14 protein-coding genes are annotated in these 16,656 nt (G+C 62.0%); 9 read left to right on the top strand and 5 right to left on the bottom strand.

Annotated features, from left to right (window positions below; translation table 11 throughout):
* Nucleotides 1-117 precede the first annotated feature (117 nt).
* The 4 genes from NXC14_RS06900 (at nt 118) to NXC14_RS06885 (ending at nt 5,766) form a co-directional block, all read left to right on the top strand.
* Nucleotides 118-1,611: a glycosyltransferase family 39 protein gene (locus NXC14_RS06900; protein ID WP_085777532.1), complete on the top strand. Its 1,494-nt coding sequence runs from the start codon at nt 118-120 to the stop codon at nt 1,609-1,611.
* A gap of 138 nt (nt 1,612-1,749) precedes the next feature.
* Nucleotides 1,750-2,766 (top strand): glycosyltransferase family 2 protein, encoded by a 1,017-nt coding sequence (locus NXC14_RS06895; protein ID WP_085777531.1) that lies wholly within the window; start codon nt 1,750-1,752, stop codon nt 2,764-2,766.
* Between the two features lie 12 nt (nt 2,767-2,778).
* Entirely contained in the window at nt 2,779-4,278 is a 1,500-nt protein-coding gene (locus NXC14_RS06890) for a glycosyltransferase family 39 protein (RefSeq protein ID WP_085777530.1), read from the top strand.
* Entirely contained in the window at nt 4,279-5,766 is a 1,488-nt protein-coding gene (locus NXC14_RS06885) for a glycosyltransferase family 39 protein (RefSeq protein ID WP_085777529.1), read from the top strand.
* 6 nt (nt 5,767-5,772) lie between these two features.
* Here NXC14_RS06885 and NXC14_RS06880 read toward each other — a convergent pair whose 3' ends face one another.
* Nucleotides 5,773-7,140, bottom strand: a complete 1,368-nt coding sequence (locus NXC14_RS06880; RefSeq protein ID WP_085777528.1) for an aspartate aminotransferase family protein — start codon at nt 7,138-7,140, stop codon at nt 5,773-5,775.
* An 83-nt stretch (nt 7,141-7,223) separates the two neighbouring features.
* Here NXC14_RS06880 and NXC14_RS06875 point away from each other — a divergent pair, with 83 nt between their 5' ends.
* Nucleotides 7,224-8,573 (top strand): glutamine synthetase family protein, encoded by a 1,350-nt coding sequence (locus NXC14_RS06875; protein WP_085777527.1) that lies wholly within the window; start codon nt 7,224-7,226, stop codon nt 8,571-8,573.
* A gap of 9 nt (nt 8,574-8,582) precedes the next feature.
* On the opposite strand, the gene NXC14_RS06870 is transcribed toward NXC14_RS06875, so the two are convergent.
* Nucleotides 8,583-9,527: a diacylglycerol kinase family protein gene (locus tag NXC14_RS06870; protein ID WP_085777526.1), complete on the bottom strand. Its 945-nt coding sequence runs from the start codon at nt 9,525-9,527 to the stop codon at nt 8,583-8,585.
* Nucleotides 9,528-9,818: 291 nt separating this feature from the next.
* Here NXC14_RS06870 and NXC14_RS06865 point away from each other — a divergent pair, with 291 nt between their 5' ends.
* On the top strand, nt 9,819-11,048 hold the full coding sequence (locus NXC14_RS06865) for an MFS transporter (RefSeq protein WP_085777525.1): 1,230 nt from the start codon (nt 9,819-9,821) through the stop codon (nt 11,046-11,048).
* Here the strand turns inward: NXC14_RS06865 and NXC14_RS06860 are convergent.
* Nucleotides 11,004-11,411, bottom strand: coding sequence for a helix-turn-helix domain-containing protein (locus NXC14_RS06860; RefSeq protein ID WP_085777524.1), 408 nt, complete (start codon nt 11,409-11,411; stop codon nt 11,004-11,006). The genes NXC14_RS06865 and NXC14_RS06860 overlap by 45 nt on opposite strands.
* Nucleotides 11,412-11,514: 103 nt before the next feature.
* Between NXC14_RS06860 and NXC14_RS06855 the strand changes: the two genes are divergently transcribed.
* Both NXC14_RS06855 and mgtE read left to right on the top strand, forming a co-directional pair.
* Nucleotides 11,515-12,528, top strand: coding sequence for a zinc-binding alcohol dehydrogenase family protein (locus tag NXC14_RS06855; RefSeq protein ID WP_085777523.1), 1,014 nt, complete (start codon nt 11,515-11,517; stop codon nt 12,526-12,528).
* A 314-nt stretch (nt 12,529-12,842) separates the two neighbouring features.
* Complete coding sequence (mgtE, locus tag NXC14_RS06850; protein WP_085777522.1) at nt 12,843-14,216, top strand: magnesium transporter; 1,374 nt, start codon at nt 12,843-12,845, stop codon at nt 14,214-14,216.
* A gap of 193 nt (nt 14,217-14,409) precedes the next feature.
* Here the strand turns inward: mgtE and NXC14_RS06845 are convergent, their stop codons facing one another.
* Entirely contained in the window at nt 14,410-14,883 is a 474-nt protein-coding gene (locus tag NXC14_RS06845; RefSeq protein ID WP_041678850.1) for an Lrp/AsnC family transcriptional regulator, read from the bottom strand.
* Between the two features lie 145 nt (nt 14,884-15,028).
* On the opposite strand from NXC14_RS06845, the gene NXC14_RS06840 reads away from it, so the two are divergent.
* Nucleotides 15,029-15,931: a DMT family transporter gene (locus tag NXC14_RS06840; protein WP_085777521.1), complete on the top strand. Its 903-nt coding sequence runs from the start codon at nt 15,029-15,031 to the stop codon at nt 15,929-15,931.
* 75 nt (nt 15,932-16,006) lie between these two features.
* On the opposite strand, the gene NXC14_RS06835 is transcribed toward NXC14_RS06840, so the two are convergent.
* Entirely contained in the window at nt 16,007-16,621 is a 615-nt protein-coding gene (locus tag NXC14_RS06835) for a L,D-transpeptidase (RefSeq protein WP_085777520.1), read from the bottom strand.
* Nucleotides 16,622-16,656 lie beyond the last annotated feature (35 nt).

Below are 16,656 nucleotides of genomic sequence, written 5' to 3'. Positions count from 1 at the left end.
ATGAAGGTTGGGCACAACGGCGGAGTTGAAGCGACGGCGGCGAGATCGCTTTAAGGCCGACCACCGCCGCTGCAGACCGACAGATCACGGCGTCTTGCCGGCCTGACTTGGAGATCGATGTTGGAGCGCATTACCAGAAACATCACGAGCGCGAGCATTTTTCTGGCAGTCTATTTCCTGCTGAACATCGTGCTCCGCATCGCATTGCCCCATACGCTTGATCTCGACGAGGCGGAACAATCGTTCTACTCGCAATATCTTCTGGCCGGCTACGGTCCGCAGCCTCCCTTCTACAACTGGATCCAATACGCCATCGTCTCGGTCACCGGGATTACGATGTGGGCGCTCTCGGTTCCGAAGAACATCATTCTCTTCGGCTGCTATCTTTTCTATGGGCTGGCTGCCCGCGAGGTGCTGAAGAACCGTCTGCTCGCACCCGTCGCTATGCTGAGCCTGATTACCCTGCCACAGGTCGGCCTGATGGCGCAGCGCGAACTGACCCATACCGTTGCCCTGCTGTTTGCGACCTCGCTCTTTCTCTTCGGCTTTTTTCGCACGCTTCGGCAGCCGACAATCGGGAGCTATCTCGTCATCGGCATCGCCACCGGCATCGGCCTCATCTCAAAATACAATTTCGCCATCCTGCCGTTTGCCGCCTTCGTCGCGGTCCTGGTGGACCGAAAGTGGCGCAGCCGTCTGTTGGACTGGCGTCTGCTGCCGGCGTTCGCAATCGCCATTCTGATCATTCTGCCGCATGCGCTATGGCTGCCCGATAATCTCATCAGCGCTTCGGCCCCGACCATGGAGCGGATGACCGCCGAACACGAGGCCGCCGCTGGCCTTCCCCGCATCGGTCAGGGGCTGTTGTCCCTCGTCATCGCCGTCCTCGGCTTCGTCGCACTGCCCATCGTTCTCTTCGCAGCAGCCTTCCGACGGGATTTCTTCCGTGCGCTTTCCGCGTCCAGTCCGATGATACGGGTCATCGAGCGAATGATGATCGTGAGCCTGCTCGCCTTCGTCGGTGTCGTCATCGTCGCCGGCGCGAGTGATATCCACGAGCGCTGGCTCGACCCGTGCCTGCTCGTCATGCTGATCTATCTGTTCCTGAAGCTCGAAACCGCCGGCGTCGATCTTTCCGCCGGCCTTGCACGCTTCCGGCCTGTGGTGCCGGTCTTCATGGTCGTCATCCTGGCGATCCTTCTGCTCAGGATCGTCGGCATGCAATATACCGGCGTTTACACGAGAACGAACGTGCCCTTCGCGAATTTCGTTGACGAGCTGACCGCGACCCGCAAGCCGGTTCTCATCGTGGCGGGAACCAAGTTCGTGGCCGGCAACATGAAGCTGGAATTCCCCGACGTCCCCGTCGTGATCCCATTCTTTCCAGGCCCCGGGGTGCCTGAATATGCGGCTGCGAAGGGTCCTGTGCTCGTCGTCTGGCGCGGAGAAACCGCAAATGACCCCACCATTTCTCCCGACTTTGCCGATGATCTCGTGAGATCGGGTATTCATCTGCAGGAGGTGAAGACGCTGACCCTTCCCTATCTTTTCGGTGACGGCAAACATACGTTCTCAATTGGTTATTCCTGGGTAGAAGGCGGTGCGAAGTAGGGTTGCGGCAAGTCGGCCGATTGCGGTGAAAGCGGCATTGCCCGCTGGCAACGGGCGGACACTTCATGTAGTAGGCTTCCGCAAGCGCGGTGGCGGCAGTAAGATTGCAAGGCCGCCCGGCCTTTTGGAGATGCAAAGTTGCAGACAACGGTAGAGCCCATTCGCGGCACGAATGATCCGGTACAATCGCTCGAGCTGTCGCTGGTCGTGCCCGTTTTCAACGAAGAGGAAAGCGTCGGCCCGCTGGTCGAGCGCATCGTTGCGGCGATGGCCGAGTATCCTCATCGCTGGGAACTGATCCTCGTCGACGACGGCAGCACGGATGCGACGCTCGTCAACGCCCGAAAATTCGTCGGCCGCAAGGGCCTGGCGCTCCGGATCGTCGAGCTGCAGCGTAATTTCGGCCAGACTGCCGCCATGCAGGCTGGCATCGATACCGCCCGGGGGCGGCTAATCGCGACGATGGACGGCGATCTGCAGAACGACCCGAAGGACATCCCTGCGATGGTCTCGGAGCTCGAGCGGCGCGAACTCGACCTGCTGGTCGGCTGGCGCAAGAACCGCAAGGACGGCCTGTTCCTGCGCAAGATCCCCTCCTGGTGCGCCAACTACCTGATCGGCCGCATCACCGGCGTCAAGCTGCACGACTACGGCTGCAGCCTGAAGATCTACCGGGCCTCGATCATCAAGCAGGTGAAGCTGATGGGCGAGATGCACCGCTTCATCCCAGCCTGGGTCGCCGGCGTCGTCCCGAGTTCGCGCATCGGCGAGATGGCCGTCACCCACCATGCCCGCGAGCACGGTGTTTCGAAATACGGCATCTCGCGCACCTTCCGCGTTATCCTCGATCTGCTGTCGGTGATGTTCTTCATGCGCTACAAGGCGCGGCCCGGCCATTTCTTCGGCTCGCTCGGTCTCGGTCTCGGCGCGGTTGCCATCTTGATCCTGCTCTATCTCGGGTTCGACAAGTTCATCATGGGCAACGATATCGGCACACGTCCGATGCTGATGGTCGGCGTCGTGCTCCTGCTTTCGTCGGTACAGATGATCACCACCGGCATCCTGGCGGAAATGATCGCGCGCACCTACTATCGTGACGATGCCTCCCCGAACTACATCGTCCGGGAGATCTTCGACGATCAAAGCCAAGCATAAACCGGCAGCACGATGCTGAACCGGGCGACGAGGACGATGAGAACCGCGGCGCTGCTGCTTGCAGCCTATTTCGTGCTGAACATCGCGCTCAGGCTGGTACTTCCGCACGCGCTGGAACTCGACGAGGCCGAGCAGTCCTTCTTCTCGCAATATCTGCTGGCGGGTTATGGCCCGCAGCCGCCCTTCTACAACTGGATGCAATATGCCATCGTTTCGGTGACCGGCTTGTCGATGGGCGCGCTTGTTATCCCGAAGAACATCCTGCTCTTCCTGTGTTACCTCTTTTACGGCCTTGCCGGACGCGAGGCGCTGAAGGACGAGAAGCTTGCCGCCGTCGGAATGATGGCATTGATCACGCTGCCCCAGGTCTCCTACATGGCGCAGCAGGATCTGACCCATACGACGGCGCTGCTCTTTGCCAGTTCGCTCTTCCTCTACGGCTTCTTCCGCACGCTCGAGCGGCCCGACCTCGGCAGCTACCTCCTGCTCGGGCTTGCGACCGGCATAGGGCTGATCTCGAAATATAATTTCGCGCTGATGCCCGTCGCGGCGCTGATCGCCGTCCTGCCCGATGCCGAATGGCGGCGCAGGGTGCTGGACTGGCGTATCCTGGCAGCGATCGCCGTCGCGCTCATCATCGTGCTGCCGCACGCGATCTGGCTGCGGAGCAACCTCGAATTCGCCTCCTCCGATACTCTGGTCAAAATGGCCGCCGGCAATGAACCGGCCGGAGCCTTGCGCATCGGCAAGGGCATTCTCGCCTTTGTCATCGCCATCATCGCCTTTGCGGCGCTGCCCATCGCCATTTTCCCCGCCGCCTTCGGCCGGAACTTTTTCAGGGCGCTCGCATCCGGAAACCGCTGGACAGGGATGATGGAGCGGATGATGCTTGCCAGCCTCGCCGGAATCCTTTTGATCGTTCTGTTCACCGGCTCCACGACGGTGCGTGAACGCTGGCTCGACCCGTTCCTGCTGGTGCTGCCGATCTATTTCCTGGCAAAGATGCAGGCGGCCGGGTTTGACCTTTCCGCCGGACTGCGCCGCTTCCGACCCGTCGTGCCGGTGCTGATGGCCTGCGTCCTGGTGGCGCTCGGCTTCCGCGTCGTCGGCGCCGGGCTGATCGGCACCTACAGCAGGCCGAATGTGCCGATGGCCGATCTCGCCCGCGAAATGACGCGACAGGCCGAACCTGCGCTGGTGATCGCCTCGGATACCTATGTCGGTGGGAACATGCGGCTGCAGTTTCCCGGCGTGCCCGTGGTGATCCCGGATTTCCCTGCACCCGGCATCCCGGCCTATGCGACATCGGACGGACCAGTGCTCATCGTCTGGCGCGGCAAGAAGACGGCGACGGCCGCCGATGCGGCCATGCCGGAGCGATTTTCATCGGCGCTGGGGGCGGCCGATATCGCACCGCAGGAGATCGGCGCCTTGTCGCTTCCCTATCATTTCGGTCGCCAGGGCGATAATTTCGCACTCGGCTATGCCTGGGTTCGGCCGGGAGCGAGATAGATGAGCGAGACCAGCCTTCGCGACGTCAGGTGGATTTTCATCCTGCTGGCCGCCTATTTCGTCCTTCAGATCGGTGTGAGGCTGGCGACATCGCATTCACTCGATCTCGACGAGGCGGAACAGGCCTTTCGCTCACAATGGCTCGCCGCCGGTTATGGCCCGCAGCCGCCCTTCTACAATTGGCTGCAATATGCCGTCTTCCAGTTTGCCGGCGTCTCGCTTGCCGCCCTGTCCGTCGTCAAGAACCTTCTGCTCTTCATCTCCTATCTGCTGTATGGCCTGACGGCGCGGCTCGTCCTGCGTGACAAGGCGCTCGTGGCAATCGCAACACTCGGGCTGCTCACCATTCCGCAGATGGTTTTCGAGATGCAGCGTGACCTGACGCACACGGTCGCGGTCTTCTTCTCGGCCAGCATCTTCTTCTACGGTTTCATCCGCAGCCTGAAGCAGCCGAGCCTTGCCTCCTATCTGATCGCGGGCATCGGCATCGGTTTCGGTCTGCTTGCCAAGTATAATTTCGCCATCCTACCGGCCGCTGCCCTGATTGCCGCGCTGGCGGATACACGCCTGCGGCCGCGAATCTTCGACCGGCGGCTGGAGCTGACCGTGATCGTGGCCCTCGTCATCATCCTGCCGCATCTCTTCTGGCTGAAGGACAATCTCGATTTCGCAACCGCGCGCACGCTGGAGAAGATGACGGCGAGCGGCCATGCGAGCTATCTGATGCAGGTCGCCATGGGCATCGGCTCGCTCGCTCTCGCCGTCATCAGCTTCGCCGGATTGACCATAGCAGTGTTCGCCATGGTCTTCGGCAAGAAGCTTCGCTCAGCGCTGACTGCCCAATCGGAATGGACACGGCTCCTCGAGCGGATGCTGCTCGTCTTCGTCATCGGCATCCTGCTGTTGATCGTCTTCGGCGGCGCGGCCGGCATCAAGGATCGCTGGCTGGTGCCGATGCTGTTCATAGTGCCGCTTTATCTCTGCCTAAAGATCGAGGCGGCAGGGGTGGAGACCGACAAGGCTTTGCGGCGTTTCATGCCGATCGTTGCCATCATCATGATCGGCGTGCCGGCGGCCCTTTACGGCAGTGTGGCGAGCGCGCGCTTCTCAGGTCATTACGAGCGGCTGAACAGGCCATATGCTGATATGCTGGAAACCTTGCGCAGGCAGGCCGAACCGGCGGCGATCCTTGCCGGCGACAGCCTGCTCGCCGGCAATCTCAGACAGGATATTCCCGGTATTCCCGTCCTCTCAGTCGATTATCCCGGCTTCAAGCCGGATATCTCAGGCCGCCGGCCGCTTCTCCTGGTGTGGCTCATGCTGCAGAGGGAGAAAAACGAAGGGCTGCCGCCGGCCATGGCGCAATGGCTCCAGGTCAATCTCGGCGTATCCGCGCCCGACGCCGCGGTTATCGATGTGCCATATCTCTACGGGCGCGGCGACGACCGCTATCGCTTCGGTTATGCCTGGATCAACCAGGCCAACTGAACGACTTCATGATTTCAGCTCCTTCCAGGCCGCATCCAATGCCAGCCTGGTGATTCTCGCCATCTCGTCCACCTCAGCGCGGCTGATGACGAGTGGTGGCGAGGCGAGCATGCGGTCGCCGGTGGCGCGCAGCACCAGGCCGTTCGCCAATGCGTGATTGCGGACGAGCGCGCCGACCTGATCGGGCTTTTCGTAACGGGTGCGCGCGCTCTTGTCGGCAGTAAGCTGCAGGCCGCCCATGAGGCCAATGCTGACCGCCTCGCCGACAAGATCGTGTTCGGCCAGTGCTGCCCAGGCCTTGCCGAAGTAGGGACCGATATCGTCGCGCACGCGCTCGACCAGTTTTTCCTCCTCGATGATGCGCAGGTTTTCGAGAGCCGCGGCGGCGCAGACCGGATGGCCGGAATAGGTGAAGCCGTGATTGAAATCGCCGACCTCGTTGATCAGCACATCGGCGATGCGGCCGCTGACGAGCACGCCGCCGATCGGCAGATAGCCGGAGGAAAGCCCCTTGGCAATCGGCGCGAGATCGGGTTCGACGCCGAAATGCTGATGGCCGAACCAGGCGCCCAGGCGGCCGAAACCGCAGATCACCTCGTCGGTTACCAGCAGGATATTGCGCGCCTTGCAGATGCGGTCGATCTCAGGCCAGTAAGTCTCGGGCGGAATGATGACGCCGGCAGCCCCCTGCACCGGTTCGGCGACGAAGGCCGCGACATTTTCCTCGCCGAGTTCGTCGATCTTGGCTTCGAGCTCGCGGGCGACTTTCAGGCCGAATTCGGCTGGTGAGAGATCGCCGCCCTCGCCGTACCAATAGGGCTGCCCGATATGGACAATGCCTGATATCGGCAGATCGCCTTGCTCATGCATGTACTTCATGCCGCCGAGGCTGGCGCCAGCGACGGTCGAGCCGTGATAGCCGTTCCTCCTCGCGATCACGATCTTCTTGGACGGCTTGCCGACGGCGCTCCAATAGACGCGAGCCATGCGGAACCAGGTGTCGTTCGCTTCCGAACCGGAGCCGGTGAAGAAAATATGGTTGAACCGTTTGCCCGCATGCGACGTCACCTTCTGCGCCAGCAGCGCCGTCGGCGTGGAGGTCGTGCCGAAGAAGGTGTTGTAATAGGGCAGCTCGTTCATCTGCCTTGCAACCGCTTCGGCGATCTCTCGGCGGCCGTAGCCGATGTTGACGCACCAAAGGCCGGCGAAGCCGTCAAGATATTTTATGCCGTGACTATCGAAGATGTAGACGCCCTCGCCGCGCTGAATGATCCGCGTTCCCTCGACGTTCAGCTTCTTCATGTCGGCGAAGGGGTGCAGATGGTGCGCGGCGTCGATCGCAGCAAGGTTGGAGGGCGGGTAAGTATCGGGCATCACTGGCAAAAGATCCTCGCGGATTGAAAGGCTGCTGTCGATGGGATAGGAGCTTGGCCTTGTCCCGGAGGATTTTCAAGGTCATGGTGAGCGACAGGATGGACGGCAAGGCCGATGGAGACCCACGTTTCGATATCCTGATCGTCGGCATGAATGGCGAGCTGCGCGGCAAACAGCTTCCGCCCGGCAGCGAAGGCAAGGTCTGGGCCGGCGAGATCCGCCTGCCGACATCGACACAGTCGCTCGACATCTGGGGCGACGACAATGACGACATCACCGGCCTGTCGCTAACCATCGGCGATCCCGACGGGATGGTCGTTCCAGACCGACGCAGCCTCGCGCCAATGCCCTGGGCGCCGGAGGGCTCGATGCAGGTCCTCGCCACCATGTGCGAATTCGACGGCACCCCGAGCTTCATGGATCCGCGCGCGATCCTCGCCTCGGTGGTCGAACGCTACAGGCTGCGCGGGCTGACGCCCGTCATCGCCACCGAGCTGGAATTCTATGTGATGTCCGCAGACTGGCGCGAGACCGGACGGCCTTCCCCGCCCGAAAGCCTCACCTATGGCGGCGAGCCGAATGGTTTCCAGCTCTACGACATGAGCGCCGTCGACGCGCTCGACAGCTATCTGCGGACGCTGAGGGCCTATGCCAAGGCGCAGGGGCTGCCGGCGGACGCGACGACAGCGGAATTCGGACCCGGCCAGTTCGAGGTCAATCTCATGCACCGACCCAGTGCGCTGGCGGCAGCCGACGACTGCCTTTATTTGAAGCGCATCGCCGAACAGGCGGCGCGCCGCCACGGGCTGAAATCGACCTGCATGGCCAAGCCCTATTCCGACCATGCCGGTTCCGGCCTGCATGTGCATGTAAGCGTCATCGACGAACAGGGCCGCAACATTCTCGACGCCAAAGGCGGCGAGCCGAAGCTGCTGAAATCGGTCACGGCAGGTATGCTCGACAGCATGCGCGAGGCGCAGCTGATCTTCGCCCCCTTCGCCAATTCCTACCGGCGCTTTCAGCCGGGCTCCTTCGCGCCCGTCGATCTGAGCTGGGGCAACGGCCATCGCGGCACGGCAATCCGCATACCCGAAAAGGACGGGCCGGCCGCACGCATCGAGCATCGCGTCGCCGGCGCCGATGCCAATCCTTATCTGCTGCTGGCGGCGATCCTCGGCGGCATGCTCACCGGTCTCGACCGCGAGCTCGATCCCGGCGAGGAGACGACGCCCGCGCACACGCCCGCAGATACGAGGCGACTGACGCATGATTTCCTGAGCGCGGTCGAGACCTTCCGCACCTCGCCCTTCATCGCCGATATCTTCGGCAGCCGCTATCAGGCGCTCTATGGGGACACCAAGCGCAAGGAAGCGCTGGCGCATCTTCGCACGGTCTCCGATTTCGACTATCGCACCTACCTACCGCGTCTCTGAATCCTTCCGTTACGCCGCGGGTTCGCGGCGTTCGTCCGCATCGATCTGAGCCGCCAGACCCTGCTTGACGAGAACCTTCAGTTCGCCCGGATGCAGACGGATCAAGACGTCGCGTTCGAGCGGCAGCAGCTCCCCGTCCATCACGCAATTGGCCTTGGAGCGCAGCTTCGGGAAATGCAGGCGCACCTCGGCCGGGTGCATCACCATGACGTCCGCGTTCTCGCGGACCTTGCCGCGCATCATATCGAAGGCGAGGCGGGCGACACCGAGCGGTTTCAGCGGATTTGCCGTATAGAAGCCGAGTTCGCCGCTTCTCAGATTATCGGCATACAGCAGTGCATTTTCGCCAAACGGGTTGTTGGAGACCGAGACTGCCGAAACCCGGCGACGCTCGCGCATGCCGGCCGCTTCGAACTCGACCTCGAATTCAGGCGGATTGAAGATAACGCCGAGGGCCGCCTTCGTGCTTGCCCTGATCTTGCCCAGCCGCGAGCGATAGCTATAGGAATTGCGATAGCGCACCATGCGGGCATGCAAGCCGGCGGAAAACTGATGAATGAAGGGGCGGCCGTTGGCGCTGGCAATATCAACATTGTCGATCTCGCCTGATGCAAGCACGTCGAGAGCCTGCCAGATATCGAGCGGCACGCGCAGCGAACGGGCAAAGAGGTTCATGGTGCCGGCCGGGACGACGCCGAGTGCGATACCGTTCTTCCAGGCGATCGATGCCGCCGCCGAAATCGTCCCGTCGCCGCCTCCGGCGACGATGCCGTCGATATCGTCGCGCTTGGCCGCACGTTCCATGGCCGGAATGATTTCATTTCCGGAGAAAACGATCGCGTCGAAATCGTGCCCCGCATCGCGGAACGCTGCTTCCGCCCTCTTCTCGTAGGCCAGCATATCGGTGGTCTTGAAGGTACCGCCGTCGCGATTGAAAAAGCCTACAAGCTTCATGAGGGCTCCCGTCCCTGGCGCGGAAATGGTCCTGCCTTGCTCCTCAAATGGTTGCGGCACCGACGATTTCAAGCGCCGCCCTGGCTCGGCAGAAATGACAGAAATGCAAATGTTGCAACGGACATATGCACATAGCAAGACGCTGCACTGCGAAAAATGCACTCGACGCCTGCCGGCATATTACGGATAGATCAGATATCGCCATCTTCCTTCCCGCCATTTGTCCCGATCGCCTCGTGGCCGCACTTGGCCAGTGGCCTGCCGAGCAGAAACCGTCCAGAGAGAGCTCCCATGAGTGAGATCGCCATCAACGATTCCGTCGGTACCCAGCCTGCTGACGAGCTGCCGTCGGCAACGACCGTGGTTTTGGTTCAACTGGCGCTCGCTTGCGGCGGCTTCGGCATCGGCACCGGCGAATTCGCAATCATGGGGCTGCTGCCCAATGTGGCCGATACCTTCTCGGTGACGACGCCGCAGGCTGGATACGTCATCAGCGCCTATGCGCTCGGCGTCGTCGTCGGCGCGCCCGTCATCGCCGTGCTCGCCGCGAAGATGGCGCGCCGCACATTACTTTTGTTGCTGATGCTGGTCTTTGCCCTCGGCAATATCTCGAGCGCCGTGGCGCCGACCTTTGAGACGTTCACCGTCCTGCGCTTCATCACCGGCCTGCCGCATGGCGCATATTTCGGCGTCGCCGCACTTGTGGCCGCCTCAATGGTGCCGATTCATCGGCGGGCACGCGCTGTCGGACGCGTCATGCTCGGACTGACTGTCGCAACGCTCCTCGGCACGCCGCTGACGACGCTTTTCGGCCAATCGCTGGACTGGCAGGTTGCGTTCCTGTCGGTCGGGGTCGTCGGGCTGCTGACAGTGGCCTTGATCTGGGTCTATGTTCCGAAGGACAGGGTCTCCGAAGAAGCGAGTTTCTCACGTGAACTCGGCGCCTTCCGCCGACCACAGGTCTGGCTGACGCTCGGGATCGCCGCGGTCGGTTATGGCGGCATGTTCGCCATGTTCAGCTATATCGCCTCGACGACGACCGAGGTGGCGATGCTGCCGGCAAGCGCCGTTCCGGTCATGCTGGTGCTCTTCGGCATCGGCATGAATGCCGGCAATTTCATCGGCTCATGGCTCGCCGACAAGTCGCTGCTCGGCACGATCGGCGGATCGCTCGTTTACAATATCGTCGTGCTCACGACCTTTTCGCTGACCGCCGCCAACCCCTATATGCTTGGCCTCTCGGTCTTCTTCGTCGGCTGCGGTTTTGCCGCCGGCCCGGCGCTGCAGACGCGGCTGATGGATGTCGCCGCTGATGCGCAGACGCTGGCGGCCGCTTCCAACCATTCCGCCTTCAATATCGCCAATGCGATTGGCGCCTGGCTCGGCGGCCTCGTCATCGCCTGGGGTTACGGCTTTGCGGCCACGGGCTACGTCGGCGCAGCACTCTCCTTCCTTGGTCTCTTCGTCTTCGCAGCCTCAGCCCGCCTGGAGAGGCGCAGCCGGCGTGTGCAGCCCGCCTGAGGACATGCGCAACTCACGTCCTTCCGGGTTGCAGAAGACATAATCGTCGCCCCAGGCGGCAAGCGCATCGACGACCGGCTTCAGCGTCATGCCTAGCGGCGTCATCGCGTACTCAACACGCGGCGGCACCACCGGGAAGACGGTACGCGACACCAGACCGGACCCTTCGAGTTCGCGCAACTGCTTCGTCAGCATCCGCTGGGTCACGGCCGGTAGCTTGCGGCGCAGTTCGTTGAAGCGCAGCGTGCCCTTCATGAGGTGAAAGAGGATCACACCCTTCCATTTGCCGTCGAGGTAGCTCAGCGTCGCCTCTAAAGGGCAACCGGGAAAATTCCTGACGAGTTTGGCGCGCGGCAACGACATTTTACAGTATCCTTTATGGTACTACGTACAGAATTTGTGCATTCTTGCGTTGCTCGAACATAGTGCGCATCTAGCTTCCGTGCAAAGAACACAGGAGTTTCCCATGCGCGCCGTCGCTTATAAAACCCCACTGCCCATTACCGCCGAGACCTCGCTGATCGATGTCGACTTGCCGATGCCGGAAGCTCGGGGCCACGATCTGCTCGTCGAGATCAAGGCGGTCTCGGTCAATCCCGTCGATGTGAAGGTGCGCGCCCATTCCGCGCAACCTGCCGACGAACTGAAGGTGCTCGGTTGGGATGCCGCCGGTGTCGTCAAGGCCATCGGTGCTGACGTCACGCTGTTCAGGCCGGGCGACGAGGTGTTCTACTCCGGCGTCATCAGCCGTCCGGGCAGCAATGCCGAATTCCACCTCGTCGACGAGCGCATTGTCGGCAAAAAACCGAGGAGCCTCGATTTCGCGGCCGCAGCCGCCCTGCCGCTGACCTCGATCACCGCTTATGAGACGTTGTTCGACCGGCTGAAGGTGCAGGACCCCATTGCGGGCCCGGCACGCTCCATCCTGATCATCGGCGGCGCAGGCGGGGTCGGCTCGATCGCCATCCAGATCGCCCGTTCTCTCACCGACCTCACCGTGATCGCAACGGCATCGCGGCCGGAAACGCAGGACTGGGTGAAGGCGCTCTGCGCACATCACGTCGTCGATCACTCCAAGCCGATCGCGCCTCAGGTGGCAGCGCTTGGTATCGGCGCGCCGGGATTCGTTTTCTCGACAACCAATACCGACAGTCACATCGGCGACATCGTGGAAGCCATCGCGCCGCAGGGCCGCTTCGCACTGATCGACGATCCCAAGACACTCGACATCGTGCCCTTCAAGCGCAAGGCCATCTCCATTCATTGGGAGCTGATGTTCACCCGCCCGCTTTATGGCACGCCTGACATGATCGAGCAGCACAAGCTGCTGAACAAGATTTCCGAACTGGTCGACGCCGGACAGATCCGCACGACGCTCACCGAGACCGTCGGTCCGATCAATGCGGCAAATCTGAAGAAGGCACATGCGATGGTGGAAAGCGGCCGTATGAAGGGCAAGGCAGTGCTTGCAGGCTTCTGATTCTCACTTGCACGAAGGTTTTTTAAGCCGTCAGCCGCAAGTCATTGCCACACGCCGGAATGCCGCACCGCACAGGTGCGACATTCTGGCGTTAAGCATTTATCCTGCTTGACTTTTTCGGCGTTCGGGGCCACCTAGCATGACACGTGGATGACATTCATCTTCCGCGCATTTCAACGGAGCCATCACTCAGATGCCAAGCGACAGTAACAGTCGATTGCCTTTGCCGTACGCGGCCGCCCTCGTGCGCTGACCGACTCCTGTCGGCTCGCCCGATCGGACGCTACGGCGGATCGACGGAAAGGCGAGCCTCAATGAATATCAACCGCTTCCCTCTTCGGGCAGGCCATGCCGCCCGCGCCTTCATCAACAACAGCCGCGGCGCAACAATCGCCGAACGCGTCGAAGCTCTGAATGCGCTCAGCGTCCAGGACGCGGGGCGGGTGCTGTCGGGCATGCCGCTCGACTATGCCGTCAATATGCTCGACCGGCCGGAGCTTCGCAACGCTGCACAGATCCTCGCGCTGATCAGCGCCGAGGACGCCGCACGGCTGATGCACGGCATGTCCAACGACCGCGTCGCCGACGTGCTGCTCGAACTCGACGGCGAGACCCGGGCCCGGCTGTTCTCCAGCCTCGACGAGCCGGTGCGCGTCGCCATCCAGCACCTGATGGGCTATCCCCCGCGCACGGCGGGCGGCATCATGACGACGGAATTCGTCAGTGTTCCCGACAGCTGGACCGTTGCCCAGACTCTCGATCATGTACGCCAGGTCGAACGCTCACGCGAGACGGTTTACGCTATCTACGTGCTCGATGAGTTGAGTCATGCGCTGCAGCATGTGGTGACGCTGCGCCGCCTCATCACCGGCGAGCCGGATGCATCCATCCTCTCCGTGGCTCAGAAGGGCGCGCCGGTTTCGGCCGATCCGCTGATGAAGCAGGAGGACGTCGCCCGGCTGATCCGCAAGCACGATTTGCTCGCCCTGCCTGTCATCGACGAACACGGGCAGGTGCTCGGCATCGTCACCGTTGACGATGTGATCGACACGATGATCGCAGACACGACGGAAGCCGCCCAGAAGTTCGGCGGCATGGAGGCGCTCGGCCAGCCCTATATGAAGATCGGCTTCGCCGGCATGATCCGCAAGCGCGCCGGCTGGCTCGCCGCCCTCTTCCTCGGCGAGATGCTGACAGCAAGCGCCATGCAGCATTTCGAAGGCGAGCTCGAAAAGGCCGTGGTGCTGACGCTGTTCATACCGCTGATCATGAGCTCGGGCGGCAATTCGGGTTCCCAGGCCACTTCGCTGATCATAAGGGCGCTGGCGCTCGGCGAATTGAAGCTTTCGGACTGGTGGAAGGTGCTGTTGCGCGAACTGCCGACCGGCATCGTGCTCGGCGCGATCCTCGGCCTCGTCGGCTTCGTCCGCATCGTCTTCTGGCAATCGGCGGGGCTCTACAATTACGGTCCGCACTGGCCGATGGTCGCCGTCACGGTGTTTGCCGCGCTGATCGGAATCGTCACCTTCGGCTCGATCTGCGGTTCGATGCTGCCATTCATGCTGCAGAAACTCCGACTCGATCCGGCCAGCGCCTCTGCGCCCTTTGTCGCCACGCTGGTCGACGTCACCGGCCTCGTCATCTACTTCTCGGTGGCGCTGCTCATCCTCAGCGGGACGCTGCTGTAGCACATGCGCAACCGGCTAGATGTGCCCCTCACCCTGGCCCTCTCCCCGCACGCGGGGAGAGGGGACCTGCCTTGCGAGAGATTGGTGAGAAAGGAGAGGTTGCGGCGATACTCTCTTCGCCCCGTTTACGAGGAGAAGGTGCCGGCAGGCGGATGAGGCGTGGGCTCCACGCCCTATCCAAACCTTTGGGAAATCACCTTCCCTCAGGCAGCTTCAGCGGCCCATGCGTCTTTATGCTGCGGATGGCGAAGTTCGAGCGGATGTCGCTGACGTTCGGCAAAGTCAGCAGCGTCTCCGTCAGCAGCCGTTCATAGGCGGCGAGATCCTCCACCACCACTTCGGCTAGGAAGTCGGCCGTACCTGAGATCAGAAAGCAGGAGACGATCTCGGGAATGGCGAGCAGCGCCTTCTGCTGCGCCTCGGAATTTTCGCGACTGTGATGCACCACCTTAAATTCGACGAAGACCGTCAGGCCGAGACCGACCTCCTTGCGGTCGATATCGGCGGTGTAACCGCGGATGATACCGGAGCGTTCGAGATTGCGGATGCGGCGCAGGCAGGGCGACGGCGAGAGGTTCACCTTCTCGGCGATCTCGACATTGGTGGCGCGCGCATCCTCCTGCAGGCATTTCAGGATGGCAATATCGAATTTGTCGAGATTTGGCATTTTCCAGAGATCCATCGGCATCATTTGGCAGAAGATTGCGTATAGCACGATTTTCAAGCCACAGATAGCAAGGACATGCCCCGGCCTTCGGCGCTAATTTTCTTTTCAACCGGACAGGATCCGGATCGAGGAAAGGATTGGGACTATGAGCACGATCGCATTTTCAAACGACAAATCACCTTCGCAGACGCTCGGTTATGCCGCCGGCAGCGTCACCGTGTTGATCTGGGCGAGCTGGTTTCTGGCAACCCGCCACAGTACCGCGACGTCGCTCGGTTCGATCGATATCGGCCTTATCCGCTTCGGCATCCCGGCGCTTGCGCTTTCGCCGGTCTGGCTCCGCACTGGCCTGTTGCCGAAGGGTCTGCCGCTCCATCTGCTGGCGATCATGGTCGCCGGCTGCGGCGCGATCTTCTTCCTGGTGACAACGCTCGCCATCCACTCCACACCGGCCGCCTCCTCCGGCATCCTGCTCGGCGGCTCCATGCCGCTTGCCACCGCATTGATCGGCATTCTGTTGTTTCGGGAGCGGCCGGATGCCACACGCATTGCCGGGCTGGCGGCAATCGTCGGAGGCGTGATGATCCTGCTCGCCCGCAGCTTTGCCGATGCCTCCCTACCCTGGACGAGCTTCGTCCTGCTGCCTGCCGGCGCCGTGCTATGGGCAAGCTACACGCATGCCTTCCGCCGCTCGGGGCTGACGGCCATTCAGGCGAGCGCGCTGATCGCCGCCTGGTCTTTCCTGATCATGGCGATGCTCGGCCTCGTCTTCGGCGTCTCGCTGCCACAGGCGCCGCTTGCCGAGATCGGACTGCAGGTGTTGAGCCAGGGTATTCTGTCGGGCCTCGTCGCCATGGTCGCCTATGGCACGGCGGTCCGCATCCTCGGCGGAACGCAGGCCGCCGCCTTTACGGCATTGACGCCTGTTCTTGCGACTGTCGGCGGCGGTTTTCTCCTTGGTGAAACGATTGGTCTTGCCGAAATCAGTGCAGCAGTGATCACCGGCATCGGCGTCGCGCTTTCAACCGGTATCGCTGCACGACGCTGACCATCAGCCACAATCGACAATATCAAGCCGCCGGCAGCCATCGCTGCCGCGGCTTTTCAGTGTGTTCTCGATCGTTCAGGCTTGGATGACAACGACCCGGGCACCGACCTCCACGCGACCATAGAGATCGATGACATCGTGATTCATCATGCGGATACAGCCGCTCGACATGGCGAGACCAATCGATTCCGGCTGATTGGTGCCGTGGATCCGAAAATGCGTGTCGTTGCCGCCGCGATAGAGATACATTGCGCGCGCGCCGAGCGGATTGTTAGGGCCACCGGGCATACCGCCGGCGAGCCTGCGATAGCGTTCCTCGCGACGCTGCATGTTTTCCGTCGGCGTCCAGTTCGGCCACTCGGCCTTGCGCCCGATATAGGCGTTACCGGCAAAGGCCAGCCCCTCGCGGCCGACACCGACGCCATATCGCATCGCCCTGCCGTCACCGAGGACGTAGTAGGCGCGACGCGCCGGCGTGTCGATGACGATCGTGCCCGGCGCATGTGTGGTTTCATAGGCGACTTCCTGGCGGCGAAGTTCCGGCTTGATCTTATCGATCGGCACCTGCCTCAGCGGAAACTTTTCATCCGGAAGTGCTGCATAATTCGTCTGGCTATTGAGGCCGGTCGAGGAGCAGCCGGCGACAAAAAGCGGCAGAGCGATCAGAAAGCCCCGGCGGGAGATCGTCATGAATGTGTCCTTAGTGCGTCAACAACATGTCGCAA

This window comes from Rhizobium sp. NXC14, assembly GCF_002117485.1.
In the GTDB taxonomy this organism is placed as follows: domain Bacteria; phylum Pseudomonadota; class Alphaproteobacteria; order Rhizobiales; family Rhizobiaceae; genus Rhizobium.
This window is presented reverse-complemented; position numbering and strand designations above follow the sequence as displayed.

Coding starts and splice junctions, on each gene's coding strand:
- mgtE (WP_085777522.1), top strand. CDS start 12,843: ATGAATATCAACCGCTTCCCTCTTCGGGCAGGCCATGCCGCCCGCGCC.
- NXC14_RS06880 (WP_085777528.1), bottom strand. CDS start 7,140: ATGCCCGATACTTACCCGCCCTCCAACCTTGCTGCGATCGACGCCGCG.
- NXC14_RS06855 (WP_085777523.1), top strand. CDS start 11,515: ATGCGCGCCGTCGCTTATAAAACCCCACTGCCCATTACCGCCGAGACC.
- NXC14_RS06835 (WP_085777520.1), bottom strand. CDS start 16,621: ATGACGATCTCCCGCCGGGGCTTTCTGATCGCTCTGCCGCTTTTTGTC.
- NXC14_RS06860 (WP_085777524.1), bottom strand. CDS start 11,411: ATGTCGTTGCCGCGCGCCAAACTCGTCAGGAATTTTCCCGGTTGCCCT.
- NXC14_RS06900 (WP_085777532.1), top strand. CDS start 118: ATGTTGGAGCGCATTACCAGAAACATCACGAGCGCGAGCATTTTTCTG.
- NXC14_RS06885 (WP_085777529.1), top strand. CDS start 4,279: ATGAGCGAGACCAGCCTTCGCGACGTCAGGTGGATTTTCATCCTGCTG.
- NXC14_RS06875 (WP_085777527.1), top strand. CDS start 7,224: ATGGTGAGCGACAGGATGGACGGCAAGGCCGATGGAGACCCACGTTTC.
- NXC14_RS06840 (WP_085777521.1), top strand. CDS start 15,029: ATGAGCACGATCGCATTTTCAAACGACAAATCACCTTCGCAGACGCTC.
- NXC14_RS06890 (WP_085777530.1), top strand. CDS start 2,779: ATGCTGAACCGGGCGACGAGGACGATGAGAACCGCGGCGCTGCTGCTT.
- NXC14_RS06845 (WP_041678850.1), bottom strand. CDS start 14,883: ATGCCAAATCTCGACAAATTCGATATTGCCATCCTGAAATGCCTGCAG.
- NXC14_RS06865 (WP_085777525.1), top strand. CDS start 9,819: ATGAGTGAGATCGCCATCAACGATTCCGTCGGTACCCAGCCTGCTGAC.
- NXC14_RS06870 (WP_085777526.1), bottom strand. CDS start 9,527: ATGAAGCTTGTAGGCTTTTTCAATCGCGACGGCGGTACCTTCAAGACC.